Source organism: Krasilnikovia sp. MM14-A1259, assembly GCF_047159535.1.
Classification (GTDB): Bacteria; Actinomycetota; Actinomycetes; order Mycobacteriales; family Micromonosporaceae; genus Actinoplanes.
This window is the reverse complement of sequence record NZ_BAAGAJ010000002.1, coordinates 7,436,162-7,451,422: the sequence shown is the minus strand read 5'-3', so window position 1 is coordinate 7,451,422 and position 15,261 is coordinate 7,436,162. Positions and strand designations below refer to the sequence as shown.

Annotated in this window: 12 protein-coding genes; 2 read left to right on the top strand and 10 right to left on the bottom strand. The window is 73.5% G+C overall.

Annotated elements, in window-relative coordinates:
* The 8 genes from ACMCNK_RS33810 to ACMCNK_RS33775 form a co-directional block, all read right to left on the bottom strand.
* On the bottom strand, nucleotides 1–1,527 hold the full coding sequence (locus ACMCNK_RS33810) for a glycoside hydrolase family 3 protein (protein ID WP_412740385.1): 1,527 nt from the start codon (nucleotides 1,525–1,527) through the stop codon (nucleotides 1–3).
* Nucleotides 1,524–3,554: an N-acetylmuramoyl-L-alanine amidase gene (locus ACMCNK_RS33805; RefSeq protein WP_412740384.1), complete on the bottom strand. Its 2,031-nt coding sequence runs from the start codon at nucleotides 3,552–3,554 to the stop codon at nucleotides 1,524–1,526. Before ACMCNK_RS33805 ends, ACMCNK_RS33810 begins: the two co-directional genes overlap by 4 nt.
* Before the next feature lie 95 nt (nucleotides 3,555–3,649).
* Nucleotides 3,650–4,864 carry a M20/M25/M40 family metallo-hydrolase gene (locus ACMCNK_RS33800; RefSeq protein WP_412740383.1) on the bottom strand — a complete coding sequence of 405 codons (1,215 nt, stop codon included), beginning with the start codon at nucleotides 4,862–4,864 and terminating at the stop codon, nucleotides 3,650–3,652.
* Nucleotides 4,857–5,687: a M55 family metallopeptidase gene (locus ACMCNK_RS33795; RefSeq protein ID WP_412740382.1), complete on the bottom strand. Its 831-nt coding sequence runs from the start codon at nucleotides 5,685–5,687 to the stop codon at nucleotides 4,857–4,859. The genes ACMCNK_RS33800 and ACMCNK_RS33795 overlap by 8 nt, the downstream gene beginning before the upstream one ends.
* Entirely contained in the window at nucleotides 5,684–6,856 is a 1,173-nt protein-coding gene (menC, locus tag ACMCNK_RS33790) for an o-succinylbenzoate synthase (protein ID WP_412740381.1), read from the bottom strand. The genes ACMCNK_RS33795 and menC overlap by 4 nt, the downstream gene beginning before the upstream one ends.
* Before the next feature lie 3 nt (nucleotides 6,857–6,859).
* The gene (locus tag ACMCNK_RS33785; RefSeq protein WP_412740380.1) at nucleotides 6,860–7,681 is read right to left on the bottom strand and encodes a GNAT family N-acetyltransferase; all 822 of its coding nucleotides are present in this window, start codon (nucleotides 7,679–7,681) and stop codon (nucleotides 6,860–6,862) included.
* Nucleotides 7,678–9,009 (bottom strand): M20/M25/M40 family metallo-hydrolase, encoded by a 1,332-nt coding sequence (locus ACMCNK_RS33780; protein ID WP_412740379.1) that lies wholly within the window; start codon nucleotides 9,007–9,009, stop codon nucleotides 7,678–7,680. Before ACMCNK_RS33780 ends, ACMCNK_RS33785 begins: the two co-directional genes overlap by 4 nt.
* A complete protein-coding gene (locus tag ACMCNK_RS33775) occupies nucleotides 9,006–9,920 on the bottom strand; it encodes a MurR/RpiR family transcriptional regulator (RefSeq protein ID WP_412740378.1) in 915 nt (304 codons plus the stop codon). Before ACMCNK_RS33775 ends, ACMCNK_RS33780 begins: the two co-directional genes overlap by 4 nt.
* Nucleotides 9,921–10,011: 91 nt before the next feature.
* Between ACMCNK_RS33775 and ACMCNK_RS33770 the strand changes: the two genes are divergently transcribed.
* Both ACMCNK_RS33770 and ACMCNK_RS33765 read left to right on the top strand, forming a co-directional pair.
* On the top strand, nucleotides 10,012–10,677 hold the full coding sequence (locus tag ACMCNK_RS33770) for a helix-turn-helix domain-containing protein (protein WP_412740377.1): 666 nt from the start codon (nucleotides 10,012–10,014) through the stop codon (nucleotides 10,675–10,677).
* A gap of 36 nt (nucleotides 10,678–10,713) precedes the next feature.
* The gene (locus ACMCNK_RS33765) at nucleotides 10,714–12,768 is read left to right on the top strand and encodes a prolyl oligopeptidase family serine peptidase (RefSeq protein ID WP_412740376.1); all 2,055 of its coding nucleotides are present in this window, start codon (nucleotides 10,714–10,716) and stop codon (nucleotides 12,766–12,768) included.
* Between the two features lie 14 nt (nucleotides 12,769–12,782).
* Here the strand turns inward: ACMCNK_RS33765 and ACMCNK_RS33760 are convergent, their stop codons facing one another.
* Both ACMCNK_RS33760 and murQ read right to left on the bottom strand, forming a co-directional pair.
* Entirely contained in the window at nucleotides 12,783–14,063 is a 1,281-nt protein-coding gene (locus tag ACMCNK_RS33760) for a C39 family peptidase (RefSeq protein ID WP_412740375.1), read from the bottom strand.
* Nucleotides 14,064–14,338: 275 nt separating this feature from the next.
* Nucleotides 14,339–15,259 (bottom strand): N-acetylmuramic acid 6-phosphate etherase, encoded by a 921-nt coding sequence (gene murQ, locus ACMCNK_RS33755; RefSeq protein ID WP_412740374.1) that lies wholly within the window; start codon nucleotides 15,257–15,259, stop codon nucleotides 14,339–14,341.
* Between the last annotated feature and the right edge of the window lie 2 nt (nucleotides 15,260–15,261).

The window sequence follows — 15,261 nt, the reverse complement described above, 5'->3', positions numbered from 1 at the left end:
TCACTCGGCCACGGCGCGCGGTCCGGCCAGCATCTCCACGGCGGTCTGCCGGCTGGCCAGGCTGCTGCCGTACGTGCACAGGTACACCGCGCCGCGCGGGTCAGCGCCAAGGCCGGTGTCCACCACGACGCAGTCCGCGCGCGCCGTGGCGAGCACGGCGAGCGCGCCGGAGATCCAGGTGTGCCGGTGGGCATCGCAGACCACCACGACCAAGGGTCGATTCGCGGCCGCGGCCAGCACCTCCCGCTCCCAGCAGCGGGCCGCAACGTCCGCCCGGGTCAACTGGACCGCCGTGGTGCCGGGCAACGCCGGCGCCAGCAACGATCCGAGCCCGGGCGGCGGCTCGGACCCCACGACGGGGCTCGCGTCGGCGCAGAACCCCACCACGTGCGGCCCGGTGCGCAGCGGCAGGGTCGGGGCGGACCCCGACGTGGCCACCCGCACGGCCCGCCGGGCGGCGGACATGCCGATCGCCGCATCCCGGTACGTCCGCCGCCGAGCCGCGTGCGCCCGACTCCATCGGGTCAGTGCGGCGACCCGCCCGGCCGCTTCAGCGAGCCGCTGTTCGGACAGGTGGCCGGCGGCCACAGCATCGACGATGGCGTCGCGCAGCATCGTGGCCGTGCCCTCATCGGCGTGTTCACCGCCCACGCAGATGGTGTCCGCGCCGGCGGCGAGCGCCCGCACGGCGGCGCCCGGCAGGCCGTAGCGGCTCGCCACCGCGCGCATCTCGATGGCGTCGGTGATCGCCGGACCGGTGAAGCCCATCTCCTCACGGAGCAGACCGGTGACGACGGCTCTGCTGACGGTCGACGGCTGCCTCGGGTCGACGGCCGGCACCATCAGATGCCCGATCATCACGGCGCGCACTCCGGCGGCGATCGCGGCCCGGAAGGGGTGGAGTTCCCGGGCCGCCAGCTCGTCGCGGGACACCGCGACGACGGCATCCTCCAGGTGCGAGTCGGTGCGGGTGTCGCCGTGGCCCGGGAAATGCTTGGCGCAGGCCGCAACACCGGCCCGTTGCTGCCCGCGAATCCACGCCGCGGTGTGGCGGGCGACCAGATGCGGATCGGAGCCGAACGACCGTACCCCGATCACCGGGTTACGGGGATCGGAGTTCACGTCCGCGACGGGCGCGTAGTTGAGCGTGATGCCGGCGTCGCGCAGCGCCCCGCCGAGATCCTCCGCGACCGCGGCGGTGAGGTCCACATCGTCCACGACGCCGAGGGCACACGCGCCGGGCCGGGTGCTGCCGGTACGGGCCTGCAGGCGGGTCACGACACCGGTTTCCTCGTCGACGGCGACCGTCAGGTCCAGATTGGCCCGCCGCAGCATCCCGGTCAGCGCGGCGACCTGCTCCCAGCTCTCGACGTTACGGCTGAACAACGCGACTCCGCCGAGCCCCGCCTCCACCCGCCGCAGCAGCCACGCGGGTGGGACGGTGCCCGCGAACCCTGGGTGCAGCACCGCGTCGGCCAGCCGGCTCACGCGCGGGCTGCGCCGGGACGCACCGGTCGACGACGTCACCGCCGGCGCCATGCGGGCAGCACGTCGACGTCGGCGAGGTTGACGAACATGACCCGATGCCCGAACTGGATCTGGACATACCTCAAGGCGCCGCGGATGACCGTCCAGTCGCCCGGGCTGGAGCCGTCGAACGTCGTGGACCGGTAGTACTCGCCGGTGACGATGCCGCCGACGGCGTAGCGCTGCCCCGCCGGGAACGTGTACGGCAATGCGACAATCGGCTGCACCGGCACACCGGCCGGATAGGCCGCCGGCTCGGGGTAGGCCCGGCCGTACACCGGGATGGTGGCCCTGCCTGTCTTGGGCGTCGCGACCAGACCGGTCGACCACCGGGCGGTGGGCGCGGCGGCGGGGTTGGGGAACCACGCCTTCTGACCGAGGTACCAGATCGCGCTCCAGTCGCCCCGGACGTCGGCCAGCGCGTACGTCTGGCCCGCGGAGGCCCGGGCGGCGTGGTCGGAGATGAGCATGGTGGAGGGCTCCCCGTTCGGGTGCAGACCCGGGTCGAGGACCAGCGGGGCGGTCTCGGACGGCGCGGTGTGCAGGATCACGGCCGAGGAGCCGTGCGGCGGGCAGGGGTTGGTCGCGGGGCCGCTGCATCCGGTGAATGCCGGGGTGTTGCCCGCGAAGTACGGGTCGATGGTGACCAGTCCGCCGCGCCCGGTGCCGACGCCCCGCAGCGGGGCGCCGAGCAGGTCGAAGTAGTGTGCCCAGTCCCAGTACGGGCCCGGATCCCAGTGCATGCCGGCCACGGTGGCCGGCAGCGGCCCGGGCACGTTGTCGTGGCCGATGATGTGCTGGCGGTCCAGCGGGATGTCCCACCGGGTCGCCAGGTAGCGCACCAGCTTCGCGGAGGCCCGGTACATCGCCTCGGTGTACCAGGCGCCCTGCGCCGCGTAGCCTTCGTGCTCGACGCCGATCGACGTGGCGTTGACGTACCAGTTGCCCGCGTGCCAGCCGACGTCCTTGATCTGCAGGTGCTGGGCGATGTGCCCGTCGGCGGAGCGGATGGTGTAGTGCCAGGCCACGTACGTGGGGTCCTGCGCCAGCCGGACCGAACCGGCCCAGCTTTCCTCCGTGTCGTGGATGACGATGTAGTGGATCGTCTGGTTGCGGGGCCGGTGGGACAGGTCGTGGTTGCCGTAGTCGCCCGGGTCGGCCGACAGTTGCTGGTACGGCGCGGGCAGCCACTCGCACGACACGTCGCGGGGGCACTGCAGCACGCGGGGGTGCGCCGGGCGACGCAGACCCAGCCGGTCCAGCCACGACCGGTCCGGGGTGACCGGGTCCGCGGTCAGGCGCACGGGGTGCCCGTCGTCGGTCACCCGCTCCGCGCCGGACCGGATGGTGGCGTACACCTCGTCGGCGAAGCCCGCCGCGCCGTCCCGGTCGGCGGCGCCGGCGTACCTGGCCACCGCGCCGTACCATCGCCGCACGTCGCCGGTCAGCGGTGCCCCGAGGGCCCGCTGGTACGTGGCGAGCAGCGCCGCCCCGCCCCGGATGTTCGCCGCCGGATCGGATCGCAGCGTGGTCTTGTCCAGGCCGGTCAATGCGGCGGCCGTATCCAGGGTCTGCGCGGCGTCGGCCGGTGGATCGGCGGGGGCCGGCCGTGCGGCGCAGCCGCCGCCGGTCCCGCACGGCCGGGTGTCCGGGCGCGCCGGCGGCGCAAGCCTGTCGGCGCTGCGGGGATCCGGGGCGTCGCCGCGGCGCCCGTCGGTCCCCCGGGCTGCCGCGGGCGTGGGCAGCGGCGCCACGAAGGCGGCATCGGTGAGGTGCATCGGGCCGAATCCCGCGCTCGTGCTCGGCAGGCCGCCGTTGACGTCCCAGCGGGACTCCAGATACGACACGGCGAGCAGCACCGCCTCCGGCACACCGGAGGATGCCGCGGCGTCCGCGTACGCACGCTGCCGGCTGTCCGCCGGCCCGCCGGGCAGGGCGAGCGCCGGGGCCGTCGAGCCGAGCACCACCAGCGCGACCAGCGCCGCGGCGGCCGTCAAAGGAAAGCTGTGCGTCCTCGTGGGTGGCATCGGACCTCCGATCATCGGCAGAGGCGGCATCCATAGACTCTCGTCAAACCAACCGCGAAGTCAACAACAATCCACATGATTTCCCGGACGGGTGCTCAGCTCAGGCAGGCAGCCAGCAGAGCCGCCCGGTCGAGCATGGACCGGATCGACATGTGCTCCCGCGCCGCATGCGCGCCGCCACCGTCCGGACCCAGCCCGTCCACGGTCGGGATGCCCTGCGCGCCGGTCAGGTTCGTGTCAGCAGCCCCGAGCGCGGGGCCGGTGGCGATGCGCAGTCCCATGCCGGCGGCCAGGTCGACCAGCATGACCGCGAGCGGGTTCGCCGGATCAGCCGTCCACACCGGCCGATGCGACAGCGTGCGCGTCCGCACCACGGCCCCGGCGCGGACCGCGGTCAACGACTCCACCGCCGCCCAGGCGGACCGCTCGGCCTCCGCGGTCGCAAACCGTAAGCCGATCTCCGCGCGGGCGTGGCCCGCGACCACGTTGGCGCGGGTGCCCCCGGCCACGGTGCCGACGTTCACGGCGATGGCCGGCCCCAGCAGCCGCAGCGTGATGAGGTGATCGATCAGCTCGTCAATGGCCGACACCCCCTGCTCCGCGTCCACGCCGGCGTGCGCCTCCCTGCCCGCGACGCGGACCTCGACGCGGGCCACGCCACGGCGCCCGACCTTCAGTCCGCCGCCGGGCAACGACGGCTCCAGGCCGAGCGCGGCCACGGCACCGTCGGCATGTGTCGCGACGACCCGCTGACCGTCCGGACTGCCGATCTCCTCGTCGTTGACGATGACCAGGCGCACGGCGCGGCGCAGCGGAACTCCCGCCTCGGCCAGCAGGAGCATGGCTACCTCCACCGCGACGAGCGCGCCTTTCATGTCGTACACGCCTGGCCCGGTGGCGGTGTCGCCGTCCGCGGCGATCCGGAACGGACGCCTTCCAGCGGTCCCGCGCGGGAACACGGTGTCGCAGTGCCCGATGAGGAGCACATGGCCGTCGGCGTCCGGCGACCGCCCCGGCCAGTGGCAGACGAGATGGTCCGCGTCTGGGCCCTGATCTCGTTCGACGCGGGCGCCGGACGTCGCGTAGGCGTCGGCCAGTTCCCGGACGACGACGCCGAGCAGCGCCGGATCGTCCGACGGGCTCTCGGCCATCACCAGCGTCTCCAGCCGGCTCAGCGCGTGCGCGCGCAGCCGCTGCACCCGGTCGCGCAAGCTCCGCACGGCCACCCGGCGGCCGGCTTCGGGTGGCGACATCCGGGCCACGGCGGGCACCCGCGCACCCGGCGTCGCGATGGGGTCCCCCTCACCCATAGTCCGGCTCGATCCCGGAGGTCACGAGGCGGGTGAGCGCGCGGAAGCAACGGATCGCCGTGTGCATCGTGGGCAGCGTGAACTCCACGGACAGGTCGTCGGTGCGTTCGACGCCGGGAATGCAGGTCGCCAACGGTGCCAGGTGGGCCGCGTCGAAGGACACCTCGTACCGGTAGGTGCCGGGCCGGTCCGGGCTCGGCCGGGGTGGCGAGCGCAGCGCCCGGCGGGCGCCCTCGCTGATGCGGGCCGTGCTCACCGCCGGGGGCAGGCAGATCGCGGAGTACCGGTCGACGCATGTCTTGACCGGGACCGCGACGGCGTGCGGCGCGTATCCCGCCGCGTCGGCGCAGGTGAGATCGTCGCCGGTGACCAGCACCACCGGCACCCCGTACTCGGCGGCCAGCAGCGCGTTCATCCGGCCCTCGGACGCCGGAACGCCGTTGACCCGCACCGAGGTGATGGAGTTCGGCAGGTAGGTGTGCGCCAGCACACCCAGCTCCCCGGCACCGGTGTGGTAGCCGACGAACGCCACCGCATCGGGCGAGCGGTCGATGCCCTCCATCATCCCCAGCGGCTTGTGCGCGCCGATCAGCAGCGAGGCCCGAGTGTCGAGCCGGTCGAGCAGCAGGTTGCGCTGGTCGGCGTGAGCCTCGTTGACGAGGATCTCATCCGCGCCCGCGGCGGCGAAGCCGGACACGGCCGCGTTGACGTCGCTGGTGAGCAGCCGGCGGCAGTACTCCCACCGGGGGTGGCCGGGCGCGCAGTCGTCGGGAGTGGTGACGCCCGTCGCGCCCTCCATGTCGGCCGAGATGAGCACTTTCATCGGGGTACGCCCTCCGGTGCTTCGGTGCGGTAGGCGGCGGCCCGCAAGGTACGGCTTCGCCGGGTGTGCTCGTGCACGACGGCCTCGTCGACCGTCACCCCGATGCCGGGCAGCGCGAGCGGGACGGCGACCATCCCCGCCTGCGCGCGGATCGGCGGGGTCACCACGTCGGCCCGGTAGTACTTGTCCGACCCGGACAGGTCGGACGGCCACGTGAAGCCGGGCAGGCTGGCCACCGCGAGATTGGCGGCCCGGCCGACCCCGAACTCGTGCATTCCGCCGCACCACACGGAGATCCCGGCGGCGCGGCAGGCATCGTGGACGGCCTTCGCCGGTCCGATCCCGCCCAGCCTGGACACCTTCACGTTCACGATGGCGCATGCGCGCAGCGCCAGCGCGCAGCGCAGTACGGCGACCGACGTGATCGCCTCGTCCAGGCAGACCGGGGTGGCGATGCGCCGGGCCAGTTCGGCGTGCGCGACCAGATCGTCCGCGGCGAAGGGTTGCTCCAGCATCAGCAGATCGTGATCGTCCACCCATTCGGCGAGCCGCAGGCGGTCGGACGGCGGGTAGCTGCCGTTCGCGTCGACCTGCAGCGCCACCGATGGGAAGGCGTGGCGCACCGCACGGACCGGTTCGACGTCCCAGCCCGGCCGGATCTTCAGTTTCACCCGCCGGTAGCCGTCGCGGACATGCCGGTCCACCTGCGCGAGCAGAGCGTCCACCCCGGCCTCGATCCCGAGGCTGACCCCGGCTTCGACCCGCTCCGCCGGGTGCGGGCCGAGCAGCCGTGCGAGCGGCATCCCCCGCGACTGGGCGAAGAGATCCCAGCACGCCATGTCCAGGCCGGCGCGGGCGAAGTTGTTGCCCGCGACCTTCGCGGTCATCCCGGCGGCCTCCGCCGTGCTCTGCCAGGGCCGGCCGAGGATCATCGGCGCCAGGTGGCCCGTCAGGACCTGCCAGCAGGTGCCGGTGGTCTCGCCGCAGTAGAACGGATCGGCGGGCGAGGCGCACTCCCCCCACCCGACGTACCGCCGGGCGCCGTCGGTCGCCGTGGCCCGTACGAGGATGTGATCCAGGTGGTTCTTCCGGTGGGAGCTGGTCTCGAACGCGTGCACCAAGGGCAGGCGCACCACCGCGAGCCGCAGTTCGGTGATCGTAATCGGCATGGGTCAGTCCTGGCGCGGGCACGGGTCGCCGGGGGCGAACCGGTAGACCGCGATGTCGGGGCCGACCCGGCCGCACGACACGCCCGTTCGTCCTGACTCCAACGCCGCGGTGAACGCGTCGCGCAGCTTGCGACGCAGCCCGTCGGCAGCCTGCGCGCCGATCTCGCGGCGGCGCCTCGGCCACTCGGCCGGCACGCCGATCAGCACGTCGTCGCCGTCGGCGAGGCACCGGCCCGGCCACCATTGCCGCGCCGGGGGTGGCGGGCGGCGTGGCGGCGGCCGCTGCAGCGTCCACTCGACGATGAACCGGTCACTCGTGTCGTCGCGGTCGGCACCGAACCCGTGCGCGCCGTACATCGCGGGCACGAACGCGATGACCTCGGCACCGAGGACGTCCAGGTTGACGTGGGCGTTGCGGGTCTTGAACGGGTCGAACGCCCACCGCATCCGGTCCACGCCGCCGGCGAGGCAGCGGTCGCGTTGGGCGTACTTGAGCCGCCGCCCGATGCCGCGGCCCTGCACCCGCTCGGCCACCACGGTGAGCGCCGAGTAGTGGTACACCGCTGCGCCGTCGTCGCGGCCGCGGCCCAGGAAGCCGTAGGCGAAACCGACCAGTTCCGTGCCGACGAACGCACCCACGACATGGCCGCCGTTGTGCTGCATCGCGGTCAACAGCCGGGGGTTGATGCTGCCTTCGGCCGGGTCGAGCGCCATCACCGCGCCGTACAGCAGGCAGCAGGCCGTCATCTCGGCGTGCCCGAGCACGTCGCGGACGGTCAAGGCGCCCCGCCACGGCGCGTCGGGCCGGGGCGGTGCCGCGGTCATGCGAGCCTGCCCGGTTCGGCGGTGAGGTACCGCTTCAGCACGCCGGCGCCGAACGCCAGGCTGTCGACGAGCACCCGCTCATCGACTCCGTGCACGTACTCGGTGCGCGCGAAGCCGGGCGGGGTCGTGCCGGGCGAGAAGCCGTAGCACTCGATGCCGAGCCTGCTGAACGCCTTGGCGTCGGTGCCGCCCGCCATGCAGTACGGCAGGATCAACGCCTGCGGGTCGTACGCGCGCAGCGCGGCCGCCATCGCCGCGAACTCCGGCGAGTCGTGCCGGGCCGAGACGGGGGCGTCGTAGTTCACGAAGGCGCGGCTCACCTGGTCGCCGAGCAGCCTGTCGACGGTGGCGAGGAACGCGTCCTCCGCACCGGGCAGGACGCGGCCGTCCACCCCCGCGGTGGCCGTACTCGGAATGACGTTGTGTTTGTATCCGGCGGACAACATCGTGGGGTTGAGCGAGTTGGACATCGTCGAGGCGACCAGCACGGCGGCCTCTCCGAGCCGGTCAAGACCCGCCGGGTCGGTGAGGTCGACATCGACGCCCAGATGCGTGCTCAGCCCGTCCAGTAGCGCCGCGACGGGCGGGGTCAGATGCACCGGCCACTCGTACCGGGCCAGCCGGGTGACCGCGGCGGCCAAGGCCGTGACCGCGTTACCGGGGTTGGGGCGGGAGCCGTGCCCGGCGGGCCCGCGCGCCTCGAGGTTCATCCAGGCGCTGCCGCGCTCGCCGGTGGCGATCGGGTAGAGGCGGCTGCCGTCGGGCAGGTGTACCGCGTGCCCGCCGGACTCACCGATCGCGACACGCACCCCGGAGAACAGCTCGGCGTGCTCACGGACGAGGAATCCCGAGCCGTACTCGCCGGTGTCCTCCTCGTCGGCGACGAAGGCGAGCACGATGTCGCGCGGTGGCACGATCCCGTCGCGGGCGAGGCAACGGACGACCGCGAGCGTCATGGCGGCCATGTCCTTCATGTCCAGGGCGCCCCGGCCCCAGACGGCGCCGTCGCGGACCTCGCCGCCGAACGGGTCGAAGCTCCAGTCCTCGGCGGCCACCGGCACGACGTCGAGGTGCGCGTGCACGAGCAGGCCCGGGGCCGCGCGGTCGGCCCCGGGGATCCGGACGACCGTGCTGGCCCGGCCGGGCGCGGACTCGAGTACGCGCGGGCAGTAGCCGGCGTCGGCCAACTGCTGCGCGATCCACCGTGCGCATTCGCGTTCGCCGCGCGCGCGGCCGCCGCCGTAGTTGGAGGTGTCGAATTGGATGAGCCGGGAACAGAACTCGACCGCCTCCGCAGCCAGCTCCGGGCCGCCGCTGACCGCGCTCATGCCCCGGCCCCGGGCTGGTCCACGGCTTCGGCCTGGTCCACGGCTTCGAGGTAGCACTGCAGCCGGCGCTCCGCCTCCCCTCGGCGCTGGGCACGGCGCGTGGCGCCCTTCGCCCCGGCCGCCGCCAGGGAGGCGAGAATGTGGCCCACGGCGACCACCGCGGTCGGCGAATGCGTCGCCGACTCGCTGCCGGTGTTGATCGGGAGTACGTGGTCGGCGACCTCGCCGATCGGACTGGAATAGTCGTCGGTCAAGGCGACCACCACGCAACCGAGTGCGTGGAACTCCCGCGCCAACGCCAGAGTGAGCCGGCTGTAACTGCGGAAGCTGAACGCGATCAGGACGTCGTCGGGGTGGGCGTCGGTCAACGCCGCGACGGCCGAGGACGACGTCGGCTGGATCTGGTGGACGTCGCGCAGGGCGCGGCTCAGATCGGTGGCGAGCAGGGCGGCGTACCCGGTGGACTTCAGATCGCCGAGCACCCACCGGCGGCGCCCTCCGATGATCGCCTGGGCGGCCAGCTCGAGCGCCCCGTTGGCCTGCAGAGCGTGCAAGGTCTCGGCGAGGTTCGCCTGTTCGTGGCGCAGCACCCGGCGCAGCGCCAGCCGGCCTCCGGTCTCGCCCGCGCGGTCGGTGAAGCTCAGGTCCGGCTCGGCGAGCCGCCGCCCGGTCTCCCGGCCGGCGCGGTGGCGCAGCTCATGGGTGCCGGTGAATCCGGCGTCGGTCAGCAGCCGGTCGAGGTCCTCAGCGGTGGCCCGCGCCGAAGCCACGAGCAGCGCAGGACGGCGCAGCAGGGACTCGGGAAAGTCGGCCGCGATGGCCTGATACAGCCGCTCGCCGACATCACCGTGGTAGCTCGAGGCAAGCTTTAGTGCCGCGAGCACGGGGGTCGGCGCGAGCGTGGTCGTCATCGGGACCCTCCTCAATGCGTTTCACAACTGGGAGTTAACACCGCCGGACGCATTCATTGTTTTATCTGCATCGAAGTCTTAACCTCGGGGAATGGTTGCGTCAAGGCCCGGCATCGAGGTCGCATCGGCGGCTGCGCATCCCCCGGCCGGCCCCGGGGAGATCCGCACCGTCGGCCCGGAGCCCGATCCACCCGCCGGGCCGGACGACGAAGCGGTCCGCACGCTGGCGGCACGGGTCGCGCGGGCCCGCCGGGCCGCCGGCCTCACCCTCGCCGCGGTGGCCGACCGGGCGGGGGTGTCGGCCGCGTACGTCTCCCAGATCGAGTCCGCGGCGGCCAACCCGACCGTACGGTCGCTGGCCCGGGTGGCCGAGGCGCTGGGAACGACGCCGGGCGAGCTGCTCGGCCCACCCAGCGGTGAGCCGCCACGGGGCCGGCGGTTCGAGCCCCGCTTCGCCCCCACTCCCCGCGCCGCCACGACCGCGGGTGTCCAGGCGATCTGGGACCTCACCGCGATGGACTCGACCAGGATCGGCGTCCGCCTGGTGCGGGGCGACGCGGGTGACCACGCGAGCTCCGTCGGCCATCCCGGCGAGGAGTTCCTGATGGTGCTCGCGGGGCGCTGCCACCTGCACGTGGGCGGCCGCACACGCGAACTGGGACCTTTCGACGCGTGTCACTACGCGGCGTGCGACCCGCACCACATCGACGGCGCCAGCGAGGACCTGCTGCTGCTGGTCGTCCTCACCGACGACTGACCGACCGCCACACCGTCAGCACCGGGAGGTTTGCCCGTGTCCGTCCCACGGGACCGCGTCGTCGCGCCGTACGGCGAATGGCGCTCCCCCATCGACGTCGAGCACGTCGCCGCCGCGCCCGGCCCGCTGGGCTGGCCGTCCATCGTGGCGTGCGAAACCTGGTGGTGTGCGTCGGACCCACACACCGCGACCGTGCGCCTGATGCGATGCCGACCCGGCCGGACGCCCTGCGACGTGCTCGGACCGGACTGGTCGGTGCGTACCGGCGCGCTCGGGTACGGCGGCCGGCCCTACCTTGCCGTCGCCGGCCCGGAGCAGCATCTTCTGGTGTTCGTCAACCAGCGCGACCAGCGCTTGTACCGCGCGCAGGTGGCCGCGGCGGACACGCCCACCAGGCCCGACCCGCAGCCGTTGACCCCGCCGGACCCCGATGGCGTCACGACCTGCTACGCCGACCCGGTACTCGCGCCCGGCGCGGACGAGATCTGGTGCGTCCGCGAGGTGACCGTCACAATGCCCGGCAGCGGGCGCCGGGTGTCGCGTCAGATCGTCGCGGTTCCCCTCGCCGGTGCCGACGACGCGGCCCCGATCAGGGTCGTGGCCGCCTCCCACGACTTCCTGTCCGGCGTACGCGTCAGCCCGGACGGCCGGCGTCTGGCCTGGATCGGGTGGAACCACCCGCTGATGCCCTGGGACGGCAGCGAGCTGATGGTGGCCGACCTGGCGGGCGGCGTCGCGAGCGGCCCGCGCCGGGTGCTGGGCGGCCCTCAGGTGTCGGTGCCGCAGGTCGAGTGGGCCGGGCCGTCCTCGCTGTACGCGATGGCCGACCCGGACGGGTGGTGGAACCTGCATCGCATCGACCTGCACGGCGACGGCGACCGGGTGCGGTGTGTGCTGCCGATGCCGCGCGACTGCGCCGGCCCGCTGTGGTCGGTCGGACCCACCTGGTTCGCGGTCACCGGCGTCGGTGTCGTCCTGCGTCACGGCGTCGGCCGGCAGCGGCTGGCGCTGTGGGATCCCGCATCCGGCGCGCTGCGTGACCTCGCCCCGGCCTGGACCCAGTTCGGCTCGGCCATCGCCGGAACCGGCATCGGCGACGGCGCGCAGGTCGACGGCGACGCCGCCGTGGTGGTGGTCGCCGCCGCCGAGGGGCGCGAGAGCACTGTGCTGCACGTGCCCCTGCCTCGCGCGGTCGAGCGGCCCGCCGCCGAACCGATCGCCTGCACCATCGCCCCGCACGAGGACCTGCGGCCGTGGAACCCCGTCGCCGAGCGGCGGATCGCCCGCGGCGTAGACGGCCGCCAGGTGCACTACGTCTACTACCCGCCCACCAACCCGCGCTTCGCCGGCCCGCCCGGTGCCGTGCCGCCGTTGCTGGTGCACGCGCACGGCGGCCCGACGTCCCGCGCGGACGCCAGCCCGGACCTCGAATTCGGGCTCTTCTGCAGCCGCGGATTCGCGGTCGCGAGCGTCGACTACGGCGGTTCGACCGGCTACGGGCGCGCGTACCGTGACCGGCTGCGCGGCGCCTGGGGCATCGTCGACGTCGAGGACTGCGTGGCGGTGGCCGCGGATCTGGCCGCCCGGGGCCTCGCCGACCCCGCACGCACCGCGATCCGCGGTGGATCGGCCGGCGGCTGGACCACGCTGGCATGCCTCGCCGCCACCGACGTCTTCTGCGCCGGCGCGGCCTACTACCCCATCAGCGACCCGCTGACCTGGCACGGCGACGCCACCCACGACTTCGAGTCACAGTACGTGCACAGCCTCGTCGGTGAGCTGCCCGGCGCCGTCGAGCGCTACCTGCGGGTCTCACCGCTGGCCAACGCGAGCAGCATCCGCGTTCCACTCGTAGTCCTGCAGGGAGCCGATGACCTCATCTGCCCACCGCATCAGGCACAGCAGATCGTCGACGCGGTGGCCGCGCGCGGGCTGGGGCACCGGTATCTGCTGTTCCCCGGCGAGGGGCACGGCTTCCGCAAGGCGTCCAGCGTCGCCGCGTCGCTGCGCGCCGAGGCGGAGCTGTACAGCGCGGCCATGGGCATCGTCGTCGATCTCCGCGGGTACGAGCCCGGCCTTCGGACGGGGTGATCCGCCGGCGACCGTCACCAGTTCGCCTGGCCCGGTGGGGTCGGCAGGGCCACCGTCGGCGGGTGGATGACGTAGACGATCCCGCCGCTGCTGTTGCGCCATGCCGTCTCGAACTGTGCCCGGCCGAACACCTTGCGTACGCCCGCGTTGTCCGCGGCGCACGGATCGTTCAGGACCGGGTCGCCGTCGCCGGTGAACCCGACGATGACCATGAGGTGGCCGTTGGTGGCGTAGTCGGCGCCGGGGACCTCGTCCTTCGTGAACGAGGCGGACACGATCACCGGAACGCCCGCGGCGATGAACCGCTCCGCCTCCTGGAACGAGCGCATCCGGGTGACGAACGCGTTCAACCCGAACCGGGCGGCGTACGCGGTGTTGAACGGCCAGTTGCCACAGCCGGTGTAAGTGTTGTCGTAGGTGTGGCGGGCGGCGTGATCGATCCACGGGTCGGCGTAGGACGGATCGACCCATGCATAGTCGGCGGGCGTGGGGCCGGCACCCCAGTACGCGACGACCATCGACGTCGAGGTGGGGCTGCACCACGCCTCGCCCCCGTTGTCCCACTGCGGATACTGACCGGCGTGGGTCTCCTGTGAGTAGGCCGGCACGGGCAGCGCGGTGTGCAGCGCGGTCATCGGCGTGCTGGTCGGGTATGCGGCGGGGGCGGGCAGCCGGGACACCATCACCCCGGCCGAGCGTACGGTCGGGCTCTGCGCGGTTCCGCTCCGCCGGTGCAGGATGATCCGCAGCTGCCAGGCGACCAGTCCGGTCCCCTCGTTCGCCACGAACGTGTCGACGTCCACGCTCCCGTGGTCGTCGCGTTGGCCGGGCACCGACGTACGCAGAAACGTCAGGTCGTCGGCGGCCCACCGGCCCAGCACGTACCAGGTCGTGCACGCGCCTGCGGCGGTGACGCCGCGCAGCTCGGCCTCGATCCAGGTGCCGTCGGGTGTCACGGCGTTCCAGGATGCGACCGCCTGACTGGCGACGAACCCCGGGTACGCCCACGGTGAGGTCCAGACGGCGTAGTCGTAGACCGTCGTGCCACCGCGGAACGGGTCGGTGTAGTCGGCGCAGCCGGCGGGGGCGGCCAGGACCAGCCCGTCGGGACCGGCTCCGGTGCCCGCGTGGTCGCCTGGGGCGAAGCCGGCGGTGCCACTCCACGCGTGGAATCTGATGTCGCGGCACACCTCCGCGGTCGCCGCGTCGGCGGCCCCGGCCAGGATCGGCGCGGCCAGTGCGCCCGCAGCGCCGGCGGCAAGGCCACGCAGCACGGTACGTCGATGGACATTCATGTGGCCTCCTCCGTGGTTTGTTGTTGATTGTGGCAGACATCGAGCATGGTGGAAACCTCCGGCCGGATCGCCCGGCCCGCGAGCCCGGCCCGCGAGCCCGGCACGGCGTGCCCGGCACGGCGTGCACACAGCACGTAGTTGCCCTGGACCACGGATGTGCACTCGGCCGAGGCTCCGGCGCCCTGCTGCGTGCCCCGGTATGCCCAGCCTGCTGGTCCACGACAGCGAGCCGGCGCAGTACCTGCCCGTGTTCCCCGGGCGCCGCGGCAGACCCGCTAGGCGCGGAGGACGGCGCGCAGGCGCCCGTCGTGTGCGGCGAGCAGCTCCCGCGCCGCGGCGACGTCTACGCCGCGGACAAGGTGGACGATCGCGGGCTTGACCTCACCCGCGGCGGCGTCGAGCGCCGCTGCGGCGACCTGCGCCGGGACGTCGGCCGCCTGCGCCACGATCCGCGCCGCCCGCACCCGCAGCTTGTCGTTGGTGGCATGCAGATCCACCATGAGGTCGCCGTAGGTGCGGCCCAGGCGGACCATCACCACGGTGGAGATCATGTTGAGCACGAGCTTCTGGGCCGTGCCCGCCTTGAGCCGGGTGGACCCGCTGATCAGCTCGGGTCCGACCACGACCTCGATCATGTGGTGAGCCACCGTGGCGAGGGGCGGATCCGGGGTGCAGGCGAGACCGACGACGAGCGCGCCGCGCTCTCGGGCGTGGGTGGCCGCGCCCACCGCGTACGGCGTGCGACCGGAGGCTGTGACCGCGACCACGCTGTCGCATTCCGCCACCCGTGACCGGTCGAGATCGGCCGCGGCCGCGCCGGCGTCGTCCTCTGCGCCCTCGACGGCCGCCTGCATCGCGCCGGCACCACCGGCGATCAGAGCGACGACCGTGCCCGACGCAACGCCGAACGTGGGTGGGCATTCGCTCGCGTCCAGGACGCCGAGACGGCCCGCGGTTCCGGCGCCGGCGTAGATGAGGCGGCCGCCGCGTGCCATCCGGGCGGTGATCGCGTCAATCGCGGCGGCGACGCGGGGCAGAGCACGCTCGACGGCCGAGGTCACCGACGCCCCGTCCGCATGCATCAGCGCCACCAGCTCGCCGGTCGGGCGCAGGTCCAGGTCGGCCAGGTCAGGCCGGCGGCTTTCGGTGACCAGCGCGGACAACGTCGGGTCCGGGCTCCCGTCGGCGCGCGGCACGG

Bases quoted from the DNA above. Each gene is read 5' to 3' on its own strand.
- ACMCNK_RS33780 (WP_412740379.1), bottom strand. From the start codon at position 9,009: ATGAGCGCGGTCAGCGGCGGCCCGGAGCTGGCTGCGGAGGCGGTCGAG.
- ACMCNK_RS33800 (WP_412740383.1), bottom strand. From the start codon at position 4,864: ATGGGTGAGGGGGACCCCATCGCGACGCCGGGTGCGCGGGTGCCCGCC.
- ACMCNK_RS33775 (WP_412740378.1), bottom strand. From the start codon at position 9,920: ATGACGACCACGCTCGCGCCGACCCCCGTGCTCGCGGCACTAAAGCTT.
- menC (WP_412740381.1), bottom strand. From the start codon at position 6,856: ATGCCGATTACGATCACCGAACTGCGGCTCGCGGTGGTGCGCCTGCCC.
- ACMCNK_RS33805 (WP_412740384.1), bottom strand. From the start codon at position 3,554: ATGCCACCCACGAGGACGCACAGCTTTCCTTTGACGGCCGCCGCGGCG.
- ACMCNK_RS33785 (WP_412740380.1), bottom strand. From the start codon at position 7,681: ATGACCGCGGCACCGCCCCGGCCCGACGCGCCGTGGCGGGGCGCCTTG.
- ACMCNK_RS33795 (WP_412740382.1), bottom strand. From the start codon at position 5,687: ATGAAAGTGCTCATCTCGGCCGACATGGAGGGCGCGACGGGCGTCACC.
- ACMCNK_RS33770 (WP_412740377.1), top strand. From the start codon at position 10,012: ATGGTTGCGTCAAGGCCCGGCATCGAGGTCGCATCGGCGGCTGCGCAT.
- ACMCNK_RS33760 (WP_412740375.1), bottom strand. From the start codon at position 14,063: ATGAATGTCCATCGACGTACCGTGCTGCGTGGCCTTGCCGCCGGCGCT.